The sequence below is a fragment of the Streptococcus gallinaceus genome (assembly GCF_040545695.1).
In the GTDB taxonomy this organism is placed as follows: domain Bacteria; phylum Bacillota; class Bacilli; order Lactobacillales; family Streptococcaceae; genus Streptococcus; species Streptococcus gallinaceus.
Genome location: NZ_JBEPMK010000004.1, coordinates 203588 through 225116, shown reverse-complemented (window position 1 = coordinate 225116; position 21529 = coordinate 203588). Strand labels below are relative to the sequence as shown.

Here is a 21529-nt window from a genome sequence, read left to right as displayed (position 1 = left end):
TACAGTATATGATAGCGTTTTCAGAAGTTGATTGACTGAATAGGAAGAGGGAAATAATGGAAAAAAATTGGTGGAAGGGTAAGGTTGCTTACCAGATTTATCCTAAAAGTTTCAATGACAGTAACCACGATGGTATTGGGGACTTGCGTGGGATTACGGAGAAATTAGATTATTTACAAGATTTGGGGATTGATATTTTATGGCTATCGCCTGTTTACAAGAGTTCTTTTATTGATCAGGGATATGATATTGCAGATTATTATGTCATTGACCCGATTTTTGGGACCATGGAAGATATGGATGAGCTGATTGCAGAGGCGAAAAATCGGGGAATTTCCATCATCATGGACTTGGTCATCAATCATTGCTCTGACCAGCATGAGTGGTTTCAAAAAGCCTTGGCAGATCCAGATGGGGAATATGCGGACTATTTCTACTTTGTTGAGGGGAAAGATGGTGCGGCACCAAGTAACTGGCGGAGTTATTTTGGTGGAAGTGTCTAGGAGCCTGTACCCAATACTACGAAATACTACCTGCATTCCTTTCATAAGGCGCAGCCTGATTTGAACTGGAAAAATCCTCTTGTGCGTCAGAAATTATTTGACATGATTAACTGGTGGTTGGAAAAGGGGATTGCAGGTTTTCGGATTGATGCTATTATCAATATTAAAAAAGATTTGAGCTGGACATCTCTTCCAGCAGATGGGGAAGATGGTTTGGTAGCTGTTCAAGCTTCGCTAGAGAATGCTCAACCCATTGAGCCATTTTTGCGTGAGTTGAAAGAGACTTGCTTTGATCCTCACAATGCTTTCACAGTTGGTGAGGTCTTTAATGAGACGGAGGAGGAACTGCATTTCTTTATCGGGGAAGATGGGATGTTTTCGTCTATCTTTGACTTTAAGCAGGCTATTTTGGGGCAAAAGGGCAATGGCTGGCATGATTTTGTAGAGCCTAGTGCAGAAGAAATCAAGAGAAGTATTTTTGATGCGCATAAGCGTGCAGATGAAATTGGTGTCTTATCTACTATTATTGAAAATCATGATGAATCGCGTGGGGTATCTCATTTTATCCCTAAGGCAGACTTGTCGGACCAAAGTAAGAAAGCCTTGGCGACCATTCAGTTGTTGCGGAAAGGGATTCCGTTTATTTACCAAGGACAAGAGATTGGTATGGAAAATCAAGTCTTTACACGCCTAGAGGACTTTGATGATATTAGCACTCTCAATGAATATCATGTTGCCTTGGAATACGGTGTCTCAGCTGAAGCAGCACTGCAGACCGCGGGGAAATATAGCCGAGATAATGCCCGTACTCCCATGCAATGGACCGATGAAGAGTGTTTAGGATTTTCGACGATCAAGCCTTGGTTGATAAGTCCCTATCCTAATACGGCTATCAACGTTGCAGATCAGGAAAAGGAAGCGAAGTCAGTACTTGGCTATTATCGGGCTTTGACGGCGCTCTATCGTCATCCTGTCTACGGAGAAACCATTCGTTCGGGAGCCTTCCGACCACTTTATGAAGAGGTGAAAAATGTTATCGCCTATGAGCGTTCCGGGGAAGAAATTATTCAAGTAGTGGTCAATTTTCAGCCGGAAGCAACTTTGCTGACTCTATCAGCGGTTCCTAAAGAGATTATTTTGCAAAATAGTCACGAGGTCGATTTACAGGAAAATGTAGTGCACTTGCAGCCTTACCAAGCAGTGGTAGTTGCCCTATAGTTGGAGAAAGAGTCTGGTTTTCAGGCTCTTTTTCAAGTCCATAAAATCCCTTAAATTATGCTATAATGGAGATATGTTAGAAATTTTTGATACCCACACCCACCTGAATGTGGAAAATTTTAAAGGAATAGAACAAGAAGAAATTAACCTTGCGCGTGAGCTTGGTGTGACCAAGATGAATGTGGTCGGTTTTGATCAAGAAACGATTGAGCGTAGTCTAAAGTTGTCAGATCAATTTCCTGAGGTTTATAGTACGATTGGTTGGCATCCAACTGAAGCGGGCTCTTACACTCAAGAGATTGAAGGCATGATTGTCAAGAATCTGTCTAATCCCAAGGTTATCGCACTTGGTGAAATTGGCCTGGACTATCACTGGATGGAAGACCCAAAAGAAGTTCAATTTGAAGTTTTCAAACGTCAAATTCAGTTGTCTAAAGACCACGACCTACCTTTCGTTGTTCACACCCGTGATGCCCTTGAAGATACCTACCAAATCATCAAAGAAGCAGGTGTCGGACCACGAGGTGGTATCATGCATTCCTTCTCCGGAAGTCTGGCTGACGCACAGAAATTTGTTGACCTGGGCATGATGATTTCTTTTTCTGGTGTTGTAACCTTCAAAAAAGCACTGGATATCCAAGAAGCAGCGCAGCATTTGCCACTGGATAAAATTTTGGTTGAGACGGACGCACCATATCTTGCGCCGGTACCAAAACGTGGTCGCGAGAACAAAACAGCCTACACTCGCTATGTGGTGGAGAAAATCGCAGAGTTGCGAGGCATGACTGTGGAAGAAGTAGCTGACGCGACTTATCGAAATGCTATGAGGATGTTTAATCTTGACTGAGAAAATTAAAATACAAGAAGTGGTGGTCGTCGAGGGAAAAGACGACACTGCCAATTTGCGTCGCTTCTATGATGTGGACACCTACGAAACCCGTGGCTCTGCCATCACAGACGAAGACCTAGAGCGCATCGAAAAACTCAATGACCTGCGCGGTGTCATCGTATTTACTGACCCAGACTACAATGGTGAGCGGATTCGGAAAATGATTATGCAAGCTGTTCCGACCGCAAAACACGCCTTTCTCAACCGAGGCGAAGCAGTCCCAAAATCAAAAACAAAGGGGCGCTCACTCGGTATCGAACATGCCAGCTTTGAAGACCTGCAAAAAGCTCTCTCGTCAGTCATGGGGCACTACGATGATCAGAATAATTTTGACATTAGCCGAGCAGACCTTATTCGTTTTGGCTTGCTCATGGGAGCAGATAGTCGCAAACGCCGTGAATATCTAGGGGAAGAGCTCCGTATCGGTTATTGCAATGGCAAGCAACTTCTTAAACGCTTGGAATTGTTTGGGGTGACCTTGGCTGAGTTGGAAGCTGTGATGGGGAGATACTCTTTTTAAGCTATTAGTGGAGAATTGCAGTATTTGACTGGGGTTTTGAATTTGATGAAGTGAGCAGTCATTGACACCATAAAGAAGGAAAAGGAGTTGGGTGAAAAGCCTAGCTCCTAAATTTATGTTAGATTGAATAACCAGACGCAGTGGTTGATTGGGACCTTTGTTAGTTTTTCGTGCTCCAAAGATAACCTAATCAACTGCGTGGGGGAAGAGAAACTCTTTATGCACCTGTTACGAGTTCTTTCCAAATGATTGAAAGATAAGTGATTGAGGAAAATCATCATGAAAAATGGGCTGAACAAACTGGTTGAGTTGGGATTTTCATACAGAATAGTTAAACTAAAGATAATACTAGGAAATTATTATATAAAATCAACTGAAAAACAAATAGTTGAGAAAAAGTATCAAAAAATTGATACAAAATCAGTAGAATAATCCAGTCTAACTCCCTTTCGGAAATATGGTATAATGGGGGAAAGTAATGGCGATAATTTTGATAAAAATAGTAAAAATTAGAGGGAGAATAGAGAAAGTATGGCGAACCGTAGCCTTTTGTATGTATTTGACAAGCAAAAGTACCAAACACTTTCAGAAAGTATTTATCAGATACCTGCTTTTTGGCAATGTTTGTGGAGTGAGAAAGAAATAAAGCATGGGATTTCTCATTGGAGAGATATTTTTAGTGAGGATTCTGAGTACATTGAGGAATATTTGTCGCAAAATATTAGCAGTTCGCATTCCTATTGAAGATAGTAAACGGTATGCAAAGAAAAATCGAAAATTTATTGAGAGCTGTTTTCCTGAAAGTTTAGCTCTCTATGATCAATTTATCTCCTTCGTTTTTGCAAATTGTCAGGGATACGAGTATGTTGGAGTTGATGTGACAGACATTTTGTTGATGGACGATGACTATACTGTTTTTTCTGATGAGATGCTTGGAAATCAAGAAGCATTTACTGAAAAAAAGTATCTAAGTTGAGGGATAATTTTTCTCTGGCTGATAGGGCAGATATTATCGGCTATCTAGACGGCTACAGTCCGTCAATATCGTTTGAAAGTCAAACAGGTTCTGTTATTCTAGAAGTGGATGGAGAAGAGGGAAATGTCGGGGAGTCTATTCAACCAAGTTTTTTTGAAAAATATAAATGGTATATTTTTGGAGGTGTTGTAGGGATAGTGGTAGTGTTAAGGAATATTTTAGGTGGAAATTAAATGAGAATTGCAGATTATAGCGTGACCCGCGCGGTGCTTGAGCGCCATGGGTTTACTTTTAAGAAATCGTTCGGTCAGAATTTTTTGACCGATACCAATATTTTGCAGAAGATTGTGGACACGGCAGCCATTGACAAGAGTGTCAATGTCATCGAGATTGGCCCGGGTATCGGTGCTTTGACGGAGTTTTTGGCAGAAAATGCTGCCGAGGTTATGGCTTTTGAAATCGACGACCGTCTTATTCCGATTTTGGCGGATACACTTCGTGACTTTGACAATGTCAAGGTTATCAATGAAGACATCCTCAAGTCAGATTTGCAGAGCCGTATCAAGGAGTTTGCTAATCCAGACCTGCCGATCAAGGTGGTGGCTAACCTTCCTTACTACATCACAACGCCGATTTTGATGCACTTGATTGAGAGCAAGATTCCTTTTCAAGAGTTTGTCGTCATGATGCAAAAAGAGGTGGCAGACCGCATTTCAGCAGAGCCAGATACCAAGGCCTACGGTAGTTTGTCCATCGCTGTCCAGTACTACATGACGGCTAAGGTTGCCTTTATCGTACCTCGTACGGTCTTTGTGCCCGCGCCAAACGTGGATTCGGCCATTTTGAAAATGGTTCGCCGCGAAGCACCCTTGGTAAGGGTGCAGGATGAAGATTTTCTATTTGATGTAGCAAAAGCTAGCTTCGTACACCGCCGTAAGACCTTATGGAACAACTTGACCAATCGTTTTGGCAAGTCTGACCAAGTTAAGGCACAATTGGAAGTGGCACTTGAAAAAGCAGGTCTGACACCAAGTGTGCGGGGAGAAGCGCTCTCAATTGAGGATTTTGGAGCACTAGCAGATGCTCTCAAGGAAGTTGGATTGTAGGATGGTGGATAAGCGGCAGCGTTTTGAAAATAGTGCGGTGTTTTTTGCCTGTCCTATTTGTCAAAATGTCCTTGAGAAAGTGGAAAATAGCCTAAAGTGCGCCAATAATCATACCTATGACCTGTCAAAATTTGGCTATGTGAACCTGCACGGTGGGAAAAAGGTAGATGACCATTACAGTAAGAAATCCTTTGAAAATCGTCAATTGATTTTGGACAAGGGTTTTTATGAGCCTGTCTTAAAGGCTGTTGAACGGGTGGTAGACCAGCATCCGCAGGTGCAGACTATATTAGACATCGGCTGTGGAGAAGGCTATTACTCGCGTCAGCTTTTGCAGGTTAGAGACAAAGAAATCTTGGCTTTTGATATTTCCAAAGATTCGGTCCAGATTGCGGCCAAGAGTGATAGGACACACCGTGGGAAATGGTTTGTATCGGATTTGGCTCATTTGCCCGTACAAGATGGCAAGATTGACCTTATTTTAGACATTTTTTCTCCAGCTAACTACGGTGAATTTCAGCGTGTGTTGGCAGAGGATGGCTTGATTCTAAAGGTCGTGCCAACTGCAGACCATGTCAAGGAGCTACGGGCGAAAGCCAACGACCAACTCCAGCAGAAGGAATATTCAAACCAGAAAATTATCGACCATTTTCAGGAATCCTTTGATATCCTTTTTCAAGAAGAAGTTTCGCAAACGACTGCTTGTTCGGCTGCAGAACGTCAGGCTTTCATCGAAATGACGCCCTTGTTGTTTCATGTTGACAGTAGCCAGATTGATTGGTCGGATGTGACAGAAATCACCGTCAGCGCGCTCGTATTGGTGGGAAAAGCTAAAAATAAATAAAAGACGCAATAGAGTATGCGTCTTTTTGTAGTTTTCTAAGGAAAGGACGGGATTTGAACCCGCGCGTGAATAAAATCCACTTGCCGGATTTCGAGTCCGGTGCCGTACCAGGCTGGGCCACCTTTCCAAAAAATAAAAAAATAATTTCAGAGATGAAATTAAGAAAAAATAGATTTGTGAGTTTCATTTTGATAATGAAGACCTAGCTCGCAAAAGATGCGGAGGAAGGGATTTGAACCCTCACACCCGTACGGGCACATGCGCCTGAAGCATGCGTGTCTGCCGTTCCACCACCTCCGCTGGAACTCTTTCATTATACGCTAAAAAACAAGATTTGGCTAGTAGCCAGACACAAATTTAGCTAAAAATTTGATATAATAGGGCTATTAGAGTGGTCAAAAGACCAAAGGAGAAAGATGCAAGGTAGAATTATCAAGGCACTTGCCGGATTTTATTATGTAGAATCAGACGGACAGGTGTATCAGACAAGAGCACGTGGAAATTTTAGAAAAAAAGGTCAGAAACCATACGTAGGGGACTTTGTGGAGTTTTCTGCGGAGGAGCAGTCAGAAGGCTATATTCTCAGTATTGAGGAGCGAAAAAACAGCTTGGTCCGACCTCCCATTGTCAATATTGATCAGGCAGTGGTCATCATGTCTGCCAAGGAGCCGGATTTTAATGCTAATCTCCTGGACCGTTTCTTGGTTTTACTGGAGCACAAGGACATTCATCCTATTGTCTACATTTCTAAAATGGACTTGTTGGATGACCTGTCTAGTATGAATCAGATTCGCAAGGATTACCAAGCCATTGGTTATGATTTTTGTTACTCGTTGGAGGAGTTATTGCCTCTCTTGACCGATAAGGTGACTGTCTTTATGGGGCAAACTGGGGTTGGAAAATCGACTCTTCTCAACAAGATAGCACCGGATTTGGCCTTGGGAACGGGAGAAATTTCCGAGAGTCTTGGTCGTGGTCGTCATACGACACGTGCGGTTAGTTTTTATACGGTCAATGGTGGGAAAATCGCTGATACTCCAGGCTTTTCGTCCTTGGACTACGAAGTGACAGAGGCAGAAATGTTGACGGATTGCTTCCCCGAAATCGCCGAGAGCAGTCAAGCATGCAAATTCCGTACTTGTACCCATACCCACGAGCCGTCTTGCGCTGTCAAACCAGCCGTTGAAGCTGGCAAGATTGCCCAAAGTCGCTACGATAATTATCTACAGTTTCTCAGCGAAATCCAAAATAAACGAGAAACCTATAAGAAAGTTTCTAAAAAACCATAGAAAGTTGGTCATCTATGTCACATTACAAAATCGCCCCATCCATCTTAGCAGCAGATTATGCAAACTTTGAAACAGAGCTCAAACGCTTGGAAGAAACAGGTGTCGAGTATGTTCATATTGATATTATGGATGGTCATTTTGTGCCAAATATTAGCTTTGGTGCAGATGTCGTCGCCGCTATGCGTCCCCACAGCAAGCTTGTTTTTGACTGTCATCTCATGGTGTCTAATCCAGAAAATCATATTGACAGTTTTGCGCGTGCAGGGGCGGATATCATGACCATTCATGCAGAAGCGACGGTCCATATCCACGGTAGTCTACAAAAAATTAAGGCTGCTGGTATGAAAGCCGGTGTCGTTATCAATCCGGGAACGCCTTTGGCTGCGATTGAGCATGTTTTGAACTTGGTAGACCAAGTCTTGATTATGACTGTGAATCCAGGTTTTGGTGGTCAGGCTTATATCCCAGAGATGGCAGATAAGATTGCAGCTTTGGTTCAGATGCGCCAAGAAAAAGGTCTCAGCTTTGATATTGAAGTGGATGGTGGGATTGATGACAAGACTATTGCTTCAGCTAAGGAAGCTGGAGCCAATGTTTTTGTAGCGGGTTCTTATCTTTTCAAGAGAGATTTGCAAACGGGTGTGAATGCCTTGAGAGCAGTGCTCAATGATTAAGGTTGCGGTAGTTGCAGGCGGAGACTTGGATCTGGTGATGACAGGCTTTGATGTCTTTGTCGGCGTAGATGCAGGTTCTCTTTTCCTTCTGAAGCACAACTTACCACTTGATATGGCGGTTGGGGATTTTGACTCAGTTTCTGCAGAGGAGTTACAGTGGATTAAGGCGGAAGCCAAATCGTTGACACAAGCGCCAGCCGAAAAGGATGATACGGACTTGGAATTGGCTCTGAAGACGGTTTTTGAGCAGTATCCAGAGGCCCAAGTCAGTGTTTTGGGGGCTTTTGGTGGTCGTCTGGACCACATGATGTCCAATCTTTTTCTGGCTAGCGAGCCTAGTCTAGCTTCATTTATGCAGCAAATTAAGCTGCAAGATAGTCTCAATCTGGTACGTTTTTTCCCTCAAGGACGTCACTTGATTGAGCCGGTAGAGGGAATGACCTACGTCTCCTTTATGCCGTCGGATGGTAGCAGATTGACCATCGAGGGGGCGAAATACCCGCTTAATACCAGCAATTATTTTTTCAAAAAATGTTACAGTAGCAACGAATTTATAGATGAGGACTTAGTGATTGAGTTGGACTCGGGCTATGTTGTTGTCATTTATAGTAAGGACAGGAGTTAGTATGGAAGGAATCATCGTCTTACTTGTCATCTTGAACTTGATAGGGCTTGTTTTCCTCTATCTTCAGTTCAAGCAATTGCCGCATCAATTAGAAGAGGCGTCAGAAGACACAGCTGACCATTTGTCAGATCAGCTGACATTCCAGTTGGAGCGCCAGCAATTATTGCAAGAACAAGCCATTCATAAGGAAATGACAGAGCTGCGCAGAGAGCTTTTTCAGCATTTAACGGACCTTCGTCAGGATATTCAGCAAAGTTTGCAACAAAATAGTGAAGTGACCGAACGCCGTCTCTTGGTGCTACAAGATTCCAATGAAAAACGTTTGGAAGAAATGCGTCAGACGGTAGAAGAAAAGTTAGAAAAGACTCTACAGACACGTTTGCAAGCCTCTTTTGAAACAGTCTCCAAGCAGTTGGAGTCTGTCAACCGTGGCTTGGGTGAGATGCAAAATGTCGCGCGCGATGTTACTACTTTAAATAAAGTCTTGTCCAATACCAAGACGCGCGGGATTATGGGCGAGTTGCAACTGGGGCAAATTATCGAGGATATTTTAACGCCCAGCCAGTACGAACGCGAATGTGCTACGGTAGCGGGCTCTAGCGAACGAGTTGAGTATGCTATTAAGCTTCCGGGGCAATCCCAGGACGAAACCGTCTATCTGCCCATTGACTCCAAGTTTCCGTTGGCGGATTATTACCGCTTGGAAGATGCTTACGAGGCGGGGAGCAAGGAAGAGATTGAGCTCCACCGGAAAAACCTCTTGGCCAGCGTCAAACGTTTTGCCAAGGACATCAAGACCAAGTACCTCAATCCGCCTGAGACGACTAATTTTGGGATTCTCTTTTTACCGACGGAAGGGCTCTACTCGGAAGTTGTACGCAATCCTGAATTTTTCGACGACTTGCGTCGTAGTGAGCAAATTGTTGTGGCGGGGCCATCGACCTTGTCTGCCTTGCTTAACTCCTTGTCTGTCGGCTTCAAAACGCTCAATATTCAGCGCTCGGCAGATGATATCAGTAAGGTCTTGGGCAATGTCAAAACTGAATTTGGCAAGTTTGGTGGGATTTTGGTTAAGGCTCAAAAGCACCTCAACAATGCTAGCAGCAATCTAGATGAACTGCTGACACGTCGCACCAATGCCATTGAACGGACGCTTCGAAATATCGAATTATACGAGGATGAGACGACCCGCTCTCTGCTCAATATTCCAGAAATAAGTGAGAATGAAGATGAAAATTAACCAAATGAAAAAGGACGAATTCTTTGAAGGATTCTACCTGATTAAGTCGGCTGAATTGCGACAAACCAGAGCTGGGAAAGACTTTCTAGCTCTAACATTCCAAGATGATACGGGTGAAATTTCCGGAAATATCTGGGATGCACAACCGGGAAAAATAAAAGATTTTGTGGCTGGAGCAGTCGTTCATATGCAAGGGCGCCGCGAGGTCTACAACAATATGCCTCAGGTCAATCAAATCACGCTACGTTTGCCGAAAAATGGTGAGCCAAGTGACCCAGCTGATTTTAAGGAGAAACCACCAGTGGATGTCCAAGATACGCGTGAATACCTCGGTCAAACCATTTTCCGTATTGAAAATGCTGTTTGGCAACGAATTGTGCGTGCCCTATACAGCAAATACGACAAGGAGTTTTATTCTTATCCTGCGGCTAAGACAAACCACCATGCCTTTTATTCAGGTTTGTCTTTTCATACGGCAACCATGGTTCGCTTAGCGGATAAGATTGGGGATGTCTATCCACAGCTTAATAAGAGCCTTCTTTTTGCAGGAATCATGCTGCATGACTTGGCCAAGGTCATCGAGCTAACGGGTCCAGACAATACTGGCTATACCGTTCGAGGCAATCTAATTGGACATATTTCTCTGATTGACGAAGAGATTACCAAGGTGTTGATAGAGCTCAAAATTGACGATGCCAAGGAGGATGTAACTGTCTTGCGCCATGTCATCCTCAGCCACCATGGCTTGCTCGAATACGGTAGCCCTGTTCGTCCACAAATCATGGAAGCGGAGATTATTCACATGATTGACAATATCGATGCGGAAATGATGATGATGATGACGGCTCTGGACAAGGTGGGACCGGGTGAAATGACCAATCGTATCTTCGCAATGGACAATCGTACCTTCTATAAACCGAATATTGATTAAAAAACAACGAAAAAGGATAATTTTTTTAAATAAAAAGTTCGCCTTTTTTCTTTTTTATGGTATAATAATTGGAAAAAACAAAAAGGAAATTTTATGAAATTAAGAAGAAGTGAACGGATGGTTGTGATTTCAAATTACCTCATCAACCACCCTTACCAGTTGACCAGTTTGAATCTTTTTGCTGACAAGTACGAGTCTGCTAAGTCTTCCATTTCAGAAGATATTGCCATCATCAAAAAAGCTTTTGAAGAAAGCTCGATTGGGAATATTGAAACCATCACAGGTGCTAGCGGTGGCGTGGTTTTCACACCGTCTATGTCTAAGGAAGAGGCGCTTGAGATTGCAGAGAGGCTGCGTAATCGTATGGCTGAAAGTAGCCGTATCTTGCCTGGCGGTTACATCTATTCTTCAGACTTTTTGTCTACGCCTATTACCTTGAAAAATATTGGTCGCATCATTGCAGAAAGCTTTAAGGACCAGCAGATTGACGCTGTTATGACCGTAGCGACAAAAGGAGTTCCTTTGGCAAATGCTGTAGCCAATGTCCTCAATGTACCATTTGTCATTGTGCGTCGTGACTTGAAAATCACAGAAGGCTCAACCGTTTCTGTCAATTACGTGTCAGGTTCCAGCGACCGCATTGAAAAAATGTTCTTGTCAAAACGGAGTTTACCAGCTGGAAGCCGTGTATTGATTGTTGATGACTTCTTGAAAAATGGGGGCACCATCAACGGGATGATCAGCCTTTTGAAAGAATTTGATAGTAGTCTAGCCGGAGTTGCTGTTTTTGCTGAAAATCAAAACGGTGATCGTAATGTTGCCAATTACAAATCCTTGCTGGCAGTAACGGACATCAACGTGAAAGAAAATAAAGTCAGTGTTGAGTTGGGAAATATCTTTGATGATATGAAATAAAAAGACGAACCAAGCGGTTCGTCTTTTTTATTTCTTTAGATTTTTCTCAAAACTATCTGAATGTGCGGTGACGGAAATGGTTTCTAGCGTCAATGGGTGCACCAAGCTTAGTTTTTGAGCGTGAAGCATCAGTCGACTTCCATTTTGTGGATGATAGAGTGGGTCGCCAATGATGGGGTGTCCGTGGTGAGAAAGATGGACGCGGATTTGATGTGTTCGACCGGTTTCGAGTCTGCATTGGACAAGGCTGTTGCGTCCAATTTTTTCTAGTACTTGGACGTGGGTTGTTGCCCTTTGTCCTTGGCGCGGGTCAACCACTCGTTTTCTCCTATCGTGGCGATGGCGCCCAATCTTATCGCGATAAGTCACTTTTTCGGATTCAAAACTTCCTTGGCAGAGAGCCAGATACTGTCGGCTTATTTTTCTGTCTTCCAAGAGGCGGTTGAGAATGGGAAGGATAAATGGATTTTTTGCGAAAAGAACAGCGCCGCTTGTTTCCATATCGAGCCGATGAACCACATAACAAGTCTGGCCGACAAAGGCGGAAACGTGGTTGAGTAGGGCAATTTACGTTGGTTCATTGCCATGAGTTTTCATGACCTCGGGTTTATTGACGATAATAAGGTGTTGGTCCTGATAAAGGCAATCCACTAAGTCAGCGTCGCCGAAAGGGATAGATTTTTCAGGATAGTCTTCTTCGTCAAAGGTCAGTTCCAAAAGGTCACCAGCTGAAATCCTACTTTGCCAATTGATGGGCTGCCCGTTGACACGGACGTGTTTTTTTGTGCGCAAAAAGTGACGGATTTTCCGTGGAATGAGAAAGTAGTCTTCTAAGACTTCCTTGACCGTTGCTTGTGGAAAAGCTGGTGGGATGAGGATGGTGTATTTCATATTACAAGCTCGTAGAGTGTTTTGGTTGGATTTTTTCTGCGGGGTTGATAAAGTTCATCGCGTTGTTAACGGCTGTAGGAGCTTCACCTAAGCCAGTTGCGATGAGGTCAACTTTTCCTTCGTAGAAACAGCAATCTCCAATTGCATAGATACCTGGAAGAGAGGCTTCTTGTTTGCTATTGACAATGATGCGATTGCGTTGCAAGTCCAGGCCCCATTCTTTGAGGGTACCGACGGAGGACTTGAAGCCGTAGTTGACAAAGAGTTGGTCAAAAGGCAAAGTGAGTGTTTCATCACTTTTTCCTTTGTTAAACTCAATATGAGTAGCTCGTTTTCCCTCGCCGATAAGGGCTTTGGGAGTAAATGGTGTATAGATGTCAACGCTGGATTGCTTAAGGGCTTCTACACTATGCTCTAAAGCTCGGAAATTATCGCGACGATGAACGATGCTCGTTTTATTGGCGATTGGTTCGAAGGCCAAAGACCAGTCCACAGCAGAGTCTCCACCGCCTAAAATGACTAAGTCTTGGTCGGAATACTGCTGCAGATTAGAAACGTGGTAGCGGACATTTTCAAATTGGTCAGCATGTTCAATTTCAAGCGGACGTGGTTTGAAAGCTCCTCCACCCATTGCAACGATAACGGTTTTGGTTTGGTGGCTGCCTTTGCTTGTATCAAGAGTGATAGTTTCGCCGTGATGAATAGCTGTTACAGTTTCATTGAGGCAGATAGTTGTGTCAAAGCTTTCCAGTTGTTCCAAGAGGCGTTCGGTCAATTCTTGACCAGTGATGCGGTGATAGGCAGGGATATCCAAAATCACTTTTTCAGGATAGAGGATGGCAGGTTGCCCGCCTAATTGTGGCAAGGAATCAATGATTTTGACCTTGGCTTGACGTAAATGAGCGTAGAAAGCGGCAAAAAGTCCGACAGGACCGCCGCCAATAATCGTAATATCAAAAGTTTCAGACATAATGTTCCCTTTCAAAACAGAATACATCCATTTTATCATAATTCTAGGGGATTGACTTGGGAAAATCCGCTGGAACACCGAGCCCAGTAAATTTTCCTAAGAAAGAATAGAATGTAGTATAATGAACTAAATAGATAAGAAAGAGGAATGTCATGCAAGAAGATAGAAATCTATATGATGATGAATTTTCGCAAGAAGGCGAGCGACTCAGTCGCCGCAGCCGTCGCGGAGAGCTAGCTGATCACCCAAAGAAAAAGTCAAAGATTCCAGAACCTATTCGTCGTTTTTGGCGTCGCTATCAACTGACTAAGATTTTTTTGATTGTCATCGGAGTCGTGGTCTTGACTGTTGGGGGTTATTTATTCTACTTGGCAAAAACTGCGAATGTGGGAGATTTGCAGGCTGCGCTGAAGGCGCGTACGGTCATTTATGATAAAGATGGAAAAGAGGCTGGTACGCTTTCGGGTCAAAAGGGGACCTATGTGGAGCTAGATGCCATTTCAGATAATCTGGAACATGCCGTCATTGCTACAGAAGACCGCACTTTTTATAAAAATTCGGGAATTAACTACAAGCGGACTCTGTTGGCTCTTGTGACTTTGGGGCGCTCAGGTGGTGGGTCGACCATTACCCAGCAGTTGGCAAAAAATGCCTTCCTAACCCAAGAACAAACAGTGAGCCGTAAGGCCAAGGAATATTTTTTAGCGCTGGAAATCAATAAAAAGTACAGTAAAAATGAAATCCTCACCATGTATCTCAACAACGCTTATTTTGGGAATGGTGTCTGGGGTGTAGAAGATGCCAGTAAGAAATACTTTGGCATCAGCGCTGCAGATTTATCCATCGAACAATCAGCTGTTATCGCGGGGATGCTAAAAGGTCCGGAGATTTACAATCCCTATTATTCGCTTGAAAATGCAACCAATCGCCGCAATACGGTGCTGGGCGTGATGAAGGAAGCAGGTTATATCGATGATGCAACCTTGAAGGCAGAAAAAGCCGTAGACTTGTCTAGTCAGCTCCATGATGCCTATACAGGCAAGCAGGACGACTACAACTACCCATCTTATTTTGATGCGGTGGTGGCAGAAGCTATTGAAAAATACGGCTTCAAAGAAAGTGATATCATTAACAACGGCTACCGCATTTACACAGAGATGGACCAAAATTCTCAAGCCAGCGTGCAGTTGATTTACAATGATGAAAGTATGTTCCCAGCGTCACCTCATGATGGAGAAATTGCAGAGTCAGCTCATGTTGCTTTGGATCCTAAAACTGGCGGTGTTCGTGCTCTTGTTGGCCGTGTCAATAGTTCTGAAAATGCAACCTTTCGTAGTTTTAACTTTGTAACCCAATCTGCACGTAGTCCAGGATCGACCATTAAGCCATTAGTAGCCTATGCACCAGCCGTTTCTGCTGGATGGGCCATTGATAAGGCTCTGGATAATCATACGGAGACCTATGGCAATTACACCCTCCACAACTACGATTACAACACATCGGAAACCATCCCCATGTACCAAGCCCTAGCCCTATCCTACAACCTTCCAGCAGCTTCGATTGTCCATCAACTGGGAGTAGATACAGCCTTTGAGTACGGTAGTAAGTTTGGTCTCAATATGGACAAGGTTGACCGTGTTCTAGGAGTTTCAATCGGTAGCGGTGTTTCAACGAATCCATTGCAGATGGCTCAGGCTTATTCAACCTTTGCAAATGGTGGAGTGATGAAAGATGCCCATCTGATTACAAAAATTGAATCAGCAAGTGGACAAGTGTTGGCACAGCACAAATCAACCAGCAAGCGCGTGATTGACAAATCCGTCGCGGACAAGATGACTTCGATGATGCTAGGGACTTACACAAATGGTACAGGTGCCAATGCAGATGTTTATGGCTACAATCTTGCTGGGAAAACAGGGACAACGGAGACCAGTTTCAATGCAGACTTGATTAATGACCAATGGATTATCGCCTACACACCTGATTTGGTCATGACCCAGTGGGTCGGTTTTGAAAAAACAGATGAGCACCATTATATTGACGGCAGCAATTCGTGGATGGCGCCAGTCGTCTTTCAGACGGTGGCGGGTGCAATCTTGCCAAATACGGCTGGAACTAGCTTTAATGTAGAAAATGCCTATGTTGCTAACGGAATTGTAGCGACGACACCAGATACAGGCCACAAGAGCAAGGTAGATATTGATGCCAATATCAAAGATATTTCAGATAAGGCAAAAAATCTGTTAGAGCAAACCAAAAAGGGATTAGAGGATGCTAATCTGCCAGGACGTGCAAAAACACTCTGGGATACAGTAAACTCTTGGTTTAACTAGTTGTCAAATGGATAAAAAAATGGTAAAATAGTTGAGATGGAGGGCTCTATGGCATTAAAAAAAGCAAGCCTAGCGTGTACCATTTGCGGTTCTAGAAACTACTCAATTAAGCTTTCTAGCACTCCAAAACCAACACGATTAGAAGTAAATAAATATTGTAAACATTGTGGTCAGTATACGGTCCACAAAGAAACCAGATAGGAGAATGACGTGAAATTTTTGAAAGATACGATTCAAATTCTTAAAGACACGACTTGGCCGACGAAAAAGCAAGGATGGACAGACTTTGTTTCTGTTTTGCAATACTCAGCTTTCTTTGTGATCATCATCTACCTTTTTGACTTAGTATTGTCAAAAGGTTTGATTGCCATGCTTAATCTTTTCTAGTAAATACTTGCATGGGCATTCTTGCCATGATATAATGAAGACAGCGAAAGCCTTCGGGCTTTTTTCTTATGAAAAAATTTAAAAATTCCTAAAAACGAAAGGAAGCAAATTATGTTAGATTCTTTTGATAAGGGCTGGTTTGTCCTTCAAACTTACTCTGGTTATGAAAATAAAGTCAAGGAGAACCTTCTTCAACGTGCCCACACTTATGACATGTTGGACAATATCTTGCGCGTAGAAATTCCCACTCAGACTGTCCAAGTTGAGAAAAATGGCGAGAAAAAAGAAGTAGAAGAAAACCGTTTCCCAGGTTATGTCTTGGTTGAGATGGTCATGACAGACGAAGCTTGGTTTGTTGTACGTAACACACCAAACGTTACAGGTTTCGTTGGGTCACACGGAAACCGTTCAAAACCAACTCCGCTTTTGGAAGAAGAAATCCGTCAAATCCTCGTATCAATGGGACAAACTGTTCAAGAATTTGATATTAAGGTACAAGTTGGTGACACTGTTCGTATCATTGACGGAGCCTTTTCTGGATATGAAGGCAAGATTTCTGAGATTGATAACAACAAGGTGAAAATGATTATCTCTATGTTCGGTAACGATACTGTAGCAGAAGTTAGCCTAAACCAAATCGCAGAATTGTAAGAAAAACCAGTCCAAAGGACTGGTTTTTTGAATGTGGAGTGCAGTATACTTGCCGATAAAACAAAAAAGCCCGAAATATCGAACTTTTCTTTAGACACATAAAGGCGGTAGACGGATTTGAACCGACGATCAAGCTTTTGCAGAGCCGTGCCTTACCACTTGGCTATACCGCCATAACAGAAACTATTCTACCGTAAAATAGATTTTTGGTCAAGTGGAAAAATTGCTAGCGAATGAAAATATTGGTATTTGGGCTGAAAATGGTTGATTTCACTTGATAAATGGAGCAAAATCTGTTATACTGATGAGGTTGTGTATGCAACAAATACTCATCCTGAATCCATTGTGGGGCTGTTGCCCTTGTGGTTGCTCTGCAAGCTGACGTTTGGGAGAGGAGAAAAAACAAAAGGAGAAATACTCATGGCAGTAATTTCAATGAAACAACTTCTTGAGGCTGGTGTACACTTCGGTCACCAGACTCGTCGCTGGAACCCTAAGATGGCTAAATACATCTTCACAGAACGTAACGGTATCCACGTTATCGACTTGCAACAAACTGTAAAATTGGCTGACCAAGCTTACGAATTCGTTCGTGATGCAGCAGCAAACGACGCAGTTATTTTGTTCGTTGGTACTAAAAAACAAGCTGCAGAAGCAGTTAAAGACGAAGCTATCCGTGCTGGTCAATACTTCATCAACCACCGTTGGTTGGGTGGAACTCTTACAAACTGGGGTACAATCCAAAAACGTATCGCTCGTTTGAAAGAAATCAACCGTATGGAAGAAGAAGGAACTTTTGAAGTTCTTCCTAAGAAAGAAGTTGCACTTCTTAACAAACAACGCGCTCGTCTTGAAAAATTCTTGGGCGGTATCGCAGATATGCCACGTATTCCAGACGTAATGTTTGTTGTTGACCCACATAAAGAACAAATCGCTGTTAAAGAAGCTAAAAAATTGGGTATCCCAGTTGTAGCGATGGTCGATACAAACACTGACCCAGATGATATTGATGTAATCATCCCAGCAAACGACGATGCTATCCGCGCTGTTAAATTGATCACAGCTAAAATGGCTGACGCTATCATCGAAGGTAACCAAGGTGAAGACAGCGTTGCAGCAGTAGAAGCTGAATTGGCTGCTGAACCAGCATCAACTGAATCAATCGAAGAATTGGTTGAAGTTGTTGAAGGTAAATAATCAGTACGTTTGAGTACAGTTCAACATAAGTAAATAAACATTAAAACGGGGCAGATGCAGACCGCTCTGTCTCGTTTTATTATTCATCAATAAAAAATAATAGGAGAATAGACATGGGAGAAATCACAGCTAAACTTGTTAAAGAATTGCGTGAAAAATCAGGTGCTGGCGTTATGGACGCGAAAAAAGCATTGGTAGAAACTGACGGTGATATCGAAAAAGCAATCGAATTACTTCGTGAAAAAGGTATGGCTAAGGCTGCTAAAAAAGCAGACCGCGTTGCTGCTGAAGGTTTGACAGGTGTTTACGTTAACGGTAACGTTGCAGCAGTTATCGAAGTGAATGCAGAAACTGACTTTGTTGCGAAAAACGACCAATTCGTTACTTTGGTAAACGAAACAGCTAAAGTTATCGCAGAAGGCAAACCTGCTAACAACGAAGAAGCACTTGCTTTGACAATGCCTTCAGGTGAAACATTGGAACAAGCATTTGTATCAGCAACTGCTACAATCGGAGAAAAAATCTCATTCCGTCGTTTTGCATTGGTTGAAAAAACGGATGAGCAACACTTCGGTGCTTACCAACACAACGGTGGTCGTATCGGTGTTATCACTGTTATCGAAGGTGGCGACGATGCGCTTGCTAAACAAGTTTCAATGCACGTTGCAGCCATGAAACCACAAGTTCTTTCATACACTGAATTGGACCCACAATTTGTGAAAGACGAATTGGCTCAATTGAACCACGTCATCGATCAAGATAACGAAAGCCGTGCAATGGTTGGTAAACCAGCTCTTCCACACCTTCAATACGGTTCAAAAGCTCAATTGTCTGACGAAGTAATTGCTGCTGCTGAAGAAGCTATCAAAGCTGAATTGGCTGCTGAAGGCAAACCAGAAAAAATCTGGGACAAAATCCTTCCAGGTAAAATGGACCGCTTCATGCTTGACAACACTAAAGTTGACCAAGCTTACACACTTCTTGCACAAGTGTACATCATGGATGACAGCAAGACAGTTGAAGCTTACCTTGAGTCAGTAAATGCTAAAGCCGTAACATTCGCTCGTTTCGAAGTTGGTGATGGTATTGAAAAAGCTTCAAATGACTTTGAAGCAGAAGTTGCAGCTACAATGGCGGCAGCTCTTGGTAAATAAGAAATTTACATTTATGCAGGAAAAGGCTGACGCAAGTCGTCAGCCTTTTCTATTGTTTAGGAATGATGAGGAATGATGAAAAAACAAAATTATTTGAGTGCAGCCTTGCTCTCTATCTCTTTCTTTTTGATGTCGCATTTGGCGATTGCGCCGGCTATTCCAAAGCTTTATACTTTTTATCATGCTAGTAATCCCCAAATTAGTCTAGCTTCTGTGGAAACATTGGTGACGATTCCAGCGATGACCATCACGATTGTGGTGATTTTGAGCAACTTGATTGTGACGAAATTAGGCAAGAAAAATACAGTAGAACTGGGTCTCGTCTTAATCTTGCTTTCGGGAATTCTATCCTTTTCGAGCCAGCAATTTCAGTTGGTCCTCATTAGTCGTCTCTTGTTGGGAGTAGGGATTGGTCTCTACAATTCTCTGTCAATCAGCTTGATTAGTGACTATTTTGATGGGGAAAAACGGGCGAGCATGATTGGCCTACGTACAGCTGTGTTGAATGTGGGCAAAACGGTTACGACCTTTTTAGTTGGCTTGGCCTTGTTGGTCGGAGTGCGCTATATTTTCTTGGTTTATCTATTGGCTCTGCCAGTCTTGTTTGTTTTCCACAAACTTGTGGATGAAATTCCTTCTGCAGGGGAAAGTGTGGGAAAGTCAGTCGTATTTGACAAGGGAGTAATCCTCTGGATGTTGATAACTTTTTTTATTGGGCTTGCCTATATTGGCGCGACAGTGAAGATTCCGAGCCTTCTTGTGACTCGCTATGGCTACAGTGAATTAGCCTCAAGTCAGATGTTGACCGTGTTGGCATTTTCAGGAATTATCTTGGGAGTTTTCTTCGGGAAATTGGCCAAAGCTTTGCAGGAAGCAACTTTGCCAGTTATGTTGGTAGCGATGGGTGTGGGAAATCTGCTGTTTACTTTCGGCGATCACCTGATTGTCTTCTACATTGCTTCTATCTTGATTGGCGCGAGTTTTGTGGGTGGCATGTCAGCAATCTTTAATGCGATTGCTAAACAATATAAACCAAAACAAATCAATTTTATCACTAGTATGGCACTTACTGCTGGAAATGTCGGGGTTATCTTGACACCTTTAGTATTGACAAAAGCCTTGGCGGCCTTGGCTCTGGATGTATACGTCCTTCCATTTTTTGTAACTGCTGGGATGATGGTATTGGCCTTGGTCTGTTACCGTTTGGCAAGAAAATAAAAGAAGCTGGAATTTTTATTCCAGCTTCTTATTTTTTTATAGGCTTGTAAAAGTGCGGATGTCATCGATGGTCATGCTAGAATCGCAGCGAACTCGGACACCGTCTGGAGTGGCAAAAAGAAAGCCTGGAACGGTCACAACTTGGTATTGGTTGCGCAGGTCAGCAATTTCTGCTGCGGAATAGTCAGGGCTTTGGCTGTGGAGGAAGTAGATGGTTTGCTTGTCTTCAGCTGCAAATTGAGCCAATGTTTTGCAGAAACGTCGGCAATATTGGCAGGTTTCACGCCCGATAAAGAGGATGCTACCGTCCTTTTTTTGCAATAATTCTTTAGCTTCTGCAGGAGTAACAGTTGTAAATTGCTGGACTTGTTCTAAAAATTCTTGTGGTGTAAACATAATTTCTCCTTTTTGTTTTAGTATATGAAAAAGACGGTGATTTTTCAAGTAAGGGATAGCAAAAGTGGTCTTTGCTTTCCAAATAGGGCTATTTTCGATATAATAAAAGAATAGTCAAAGTTAGTCAGTATGGAAAGGAAGAGTTGGCCATGAAGAATACATCGGATTATATTGAAGAACACATCAAGGCCATTTTAGAGACAGCGAGTGTTGCAGAACTCAAACGAAGTGAGTTGGCCAGTCGTTTTGAGGTGGTACCAAGCCAGATCAACTATGTGATTAAAACACGGTTTACAGCCAGTCGAGGCTATATCGTTGAGAGTAAGCGCGGTGGAGGAGGCTATATTCGGATTGGTCGGGTGACTTTTTCGGATAAGCATGAGCTCATTCGCGATTTACAAAAAAATATGGGGATTAGCCTGTCTTGGGCAGTCTTTCAAGACCTGATGCAGCTCTTGTTTGATGAGGGATTGATTACAGAGAGAGAGGGAAATCTTTTCTTAGCGACTGCTGGAAATGAGGTGCTGGGAGAAGAGGCTTCCTATATTCGTGCTCGAATGATGCGTGAGATATTAAGTGCTATTGATAGGAAAGAGGACTAG

23 protein-coding genes, 3 tRNA genes and 2 pseudogenes are annotated in these 21529 nt (G+C 43.0%); 22 read left to right on the top strand and 6 right to left on the bottom strand.

The window, feature by feature from the left end; all coding sequences use genetic code 11:
- Positions 1-56 precede the first annotated feature (56 nt).
- The 8 genes and pseudogenes from ABID27_RS07050 to ABID27_RS07015 all read left to right on the top strand — a co-directional run bounded on the left by ABID27_RS07050 (position 57) and on the right by ABID27_RS07015 (position 6056).
- Positions 57-1721 (top strand): annotated as a pseudogene (locus ABID27_RS07050) (glycoside hydrolase family 13 protein).
- 73 nt (positions 1722-1794) lie between these two features.
- Complete coding sequence (locus ABID27_RS07045) at positions 1795-2568, top strand: TatD family hydrolase (protein WP_354281190.1); 774 nt, start codon at positions 1795-1797, stop codon at positions 2566-2568.
- Positions 2561-3130 carry a ribonuclease M5 gene (gene rnmV / locus ABID27_RS07040; RefSeq protein ID WP_253364837.1) on the top strand — a complete coding sequence of 190 codons (570 nt, stop codon included), beginning with the start codon at positions 2561-2563 and terminating at the stop codon, positions 3128-3130. Before ABID27_RS07045 ends, rnmV begins: the two co-directional genes overlap by 8 nt.
- Before the next feature lie 279 nt (positions 3131-3409).
- Entirely contained in the window at positions 3410-3562 is a 153-nt protein-coding gene (locus ABID27_RS07035) for a hypothetical protein (RefSeq protein ID WP_253364845.1), read from the top strand.
- A gap of 217 nt (positions 3563-3779) precedes the next feature.
- A complete protein-coding gene (locus tag ABID27_RS07030) occupies positions 3780-4106 on the top strand; it encodes a hypothetical protein (protein ID WP_253364847.1) in 327 nt (108 codons plus the stop codon).
- Positions 4103-4339, top strand: coding sequence for a hypothetical protein (locus ABID27_RS07025; RefSeq protein ID WP_253364849.1), 237 nt, complete (start codon positions 4103-4105; stop codon positions 4337-4339). The genes ABID27_RS07030 and ABID27_RS07025 overlap by 4 nt, the downstream gene beginning before the upstream one ends.
- Positions 4340-5212 carry a 16S rRNA (adenine(1518)-N(6)/adenine(1519)-N(6))-dimethyltransferase RsmA gene (rsmA, locus tag ABID27_RS07020; protein WP_354281187.1) on the top strand — a complete coding sequence of 291 codons (873 nt, stop codon included), beginning with the start codon at positions 4340-4342 and terminating at the stop codon, positions 5210-5212. It abuts the gene before it with no gap.
- A 1-nt stretch (position 5213) separates the two neighbouring features.
- On the top strand, positions 5214-6056 hold the full coding sequence (locus tag ABID27_RS07015) for a methyltransferase domain-containing protein (protein WP_253364860.1): 843 nt from the start codon (positions 5214-5216) through the stop codon (positions 6054-6056).
- Between the two features lie 38 nt (positions 6057-6094).
- On the opposite strand, the gene ABID27_RS07010 is transcribed toward ABID27_RS07015, so the two are convergent.
- Together ABID27_RS07010 and ABID27_RS07005 are read right to left on the bottom strand one after the other, a co-directional pair.
- Positions 6095-6183, bottom strand: a tRNA-Ser gene (locus ABID27_RS07010).
- A 90-nt stretch (positions 6184-6273) separates the two neighbouring features.
- Positions 6274-6356, bottom strand: a tRNA-Leu gene (locus ABID27_RS07005).
- Between the two features lie 116 nt (positions 6357-6472).
- On the opposite strand from ABID27_RS07005, the gene rsgA reads away from it, so the two are divergent.
- The 6 genes from rsgA (at position 6473) to purR (ending at position 11730) form a co-directional block, all read left to right on the top strand.
- Positions 6473-7345: a ribosome small subunit-dependent GTPase A gene (gene rsgA, locus ABID27_RS07000; protein WP_253364862.1), complete on the top strand. Its 873-nt coding sequence runs from the start codon at positions 6473-6475 to the stop codon at positions 7343-7345.
- Between the two features lie 14 nt (positions 7346-7359).
- A complete protein-coding gene (gene rpe / locus ABID27_RS06995; RefSeq protein ID WP_253364864.1) occupies positions 7360-8019 on the top strand; it encodes a ribulose-phosphate 3-epimerase in 660 nt (219 codons plus the stop codon).
- Positions 8012-8644, top strand: coding sequence for a thiamine diphosphokinase (locus tag ABID27_RS06990; RefSeq protein WP_354281184.1), 633 nt, complete (start codon positions 8012-8014; stop codon positions 8642-8644). The genes rpe and ABID27_RS06990 overlap by 8 nt, the downstream gene beginning before the upstream one ends.
- 1 nt (position 8645) lies before the next feature.
- On the top strand, positions 8646-9884 hold the full coding sequence (locus tag ABID27_RS06985; protein ID WP_354281182.1) for a DNA recombination protein RmuC: 1239 nt from the start codon (positions 8646-8648) through the stop codon (positions 9882-9884).
- Positions 9874-10815 (top strand): 3'-5' exoribonuclease YhaM family protein, encoded by a 942-nt coding sequence (locus ABID27_RS06980; protein WP_354281210.1) that lies wholly within the window; start codon positions 9874-9876, stop codon positions 10813-10815. The genes ABID27_RS06985 and ABID27_RS06980 overlap by 11 nt, the downstream gene beginning before the upstream one ends.
- A gap of 93 nt (positions 10816-10908) precedes the next feature.
- Positions 10909-11730 (top strand): pur operon repressor, encoded by an 822-nt coding sequence (gene purR, locus ABID27_RS06975; protein ID WP_354281180.1) that lies wholly within the window; start codon positions 10909-10911, stop codon positions 11728-11730.
- Between the two features lie 27 nt (positions 11731-11757).
- Here purR and ABID27_RS06970 read toward each other — a convergent pair.
- Together ABID27_RS06970 and ABID27_RS06965 are read right to left on the bottom strand one after the other, a co-directional pair.
- Positions 11758-12621 (bottom strand): annotated as a pseudogene (locus ABID27_RS06970) (RluA family pseudouridine synthase).
- Position 12622: 1 nt separating this feature from the next.
- Positions 12623-13591 (bottom strand): NAD(P)/FAD-dependent oxidoreductase, encoded by a 969-nt coding sequence (locus ABID27_RS06965; protein WP_253364874.1) that lies wholly within the window; start codon positions 13589-13591, stop codon positions 12623-12625.
- A gap of 152 nt (positions 13592-13743) precedes the next feature.
- Between ABID27_RS06965 and pbp2a the strand changes: the two genes are divergently transcribed.
- The 4 genes from pbp2a to nusG all read left to right on the top strand — a co-directional run bounded on the left by pbp2a (position 13744) and on the right by nusG (position 16962).
- Entirely contained in the window at positions 13744-15924 is a 2181-nt protein-coding gene (gene pbp2a / locus ABID27_RS06960) for a penicillin-binding protein PBP2A (RefSeq protein ID WP_354281178.1), read from the top strand.
- A gap of 48 nt (positions 15925-15972) precedes the next feature.
- A complete protein-coding gene (gene rpmG, locus ABID27_RS06955; protein WP_253364879.1) occupies positions 15973-16125 on the top strand; it encodes a 50S ribosomal protein L33 in 153 nt (50 codons plus the stop codon).
- Positions 16126-16134: 9 nt separating this feature from the next.
- Complete coding sequence (gene secE / locus ABID27_RS06950) at positions 16135-16311, top strand: preprotein translocase subunit SecE (protein WP_253364881.1); 177 nt, start codon at positions 16135-16137, stop codon at positions 16309-16311.
- A gap of 111 nt (positions 16312-16422) precedes the next feature.
- Positions 16423-16962 (top strand): transcription termination/antitermination protein NusG, encoded by a 540-nt coding sequence (nusG, locus tag ABID27_RS06945; protein WP_253364883.1) that lies wholly within the window; start codon positions 16423-16425, stop codon positions 16960-16962.
- Between the two features lie 102 nt (positions 16963-17064).
- On the opposite strand, the gene ABID27_RS06940 is transcribed toward nusG, so the two are convergent.
- Positions 17065-17135, bottom strand: a tRNA-Cys gene (locus ABID27_RS06940).
- A gap of 247 nt (positions 17136-17382) precedes the next feature.
- Between ABID27_RS06940 and rpsB the strand changes: the two genes are divergently transcribed.
- The 3 genes from rpsB to ABID27_RS06925 all read left to right on the top strand — a co-directional run bounded on the left by rpsB (position 17383) and on the right by ABID27_RS06925 (position 20531).
- Positions 17383-18159, top strand: coding sequence for a 30S ribosomal protein S2 (rpsB, locus tag ABID27_RS06935; protein WP_253364885.1), 777 nt, complete (start codon positions 17383-17385; stop codon positions 18157-18159).
- A gap of 113 nt (positions 18160-18272) precedes the next feature.
- Positions 18273-19313, top strand: a complete 1041-nt coding sequence (tsf, locus tag ABID27_RS06930; protein ID WP_354281175.1) for a translation elongation factor Ts — start codon at positions 18273-18275, stop codon at positions 19311-19313.
- A 75-nt stretch (positions 19314-19388) separates the two neighbouring features.
- Positions 19389-20531, top strand: a complete 1143-nt coding sequence (locus ABID27_RS06925) for an MFS transporter (protein ID WP_354281208.1) — start codon at positions 19389-19391, stop codon at positions 20529-20531.
- 36 nt (positions 20532-20567) lie between these two features.
- Here ABID27_RS06925 and ABID27_RS06920 read toward each other — a convergent pair whose 3' ends face one another.
- Positions 20568-20927: a DUF6568 family protein gene (locus tag ABID27_RS06920; protein ID WP_253364889.1), complete on the bottom strand. Its 360-nt coding sequence runs from the start codon at positions 20925-20927 to the stop codon at positions 20568-20570.
- A 143-nt stretch (positions 20928-21070) separates the two neighbouring features.
- Between ABID27_RS06920 and ABID27_RS06915 the strand changes: the two genes are divergently transcribed.
- Complete coding sequence (locus tag ABID27_RS06915) at positions 21071-21529, top strand: CtsR family transcriptional regulator (RefSeq protein WP_253364891.1); 459 nt, start codon at positions 21071-21073, stop codon at positions 21527-21529.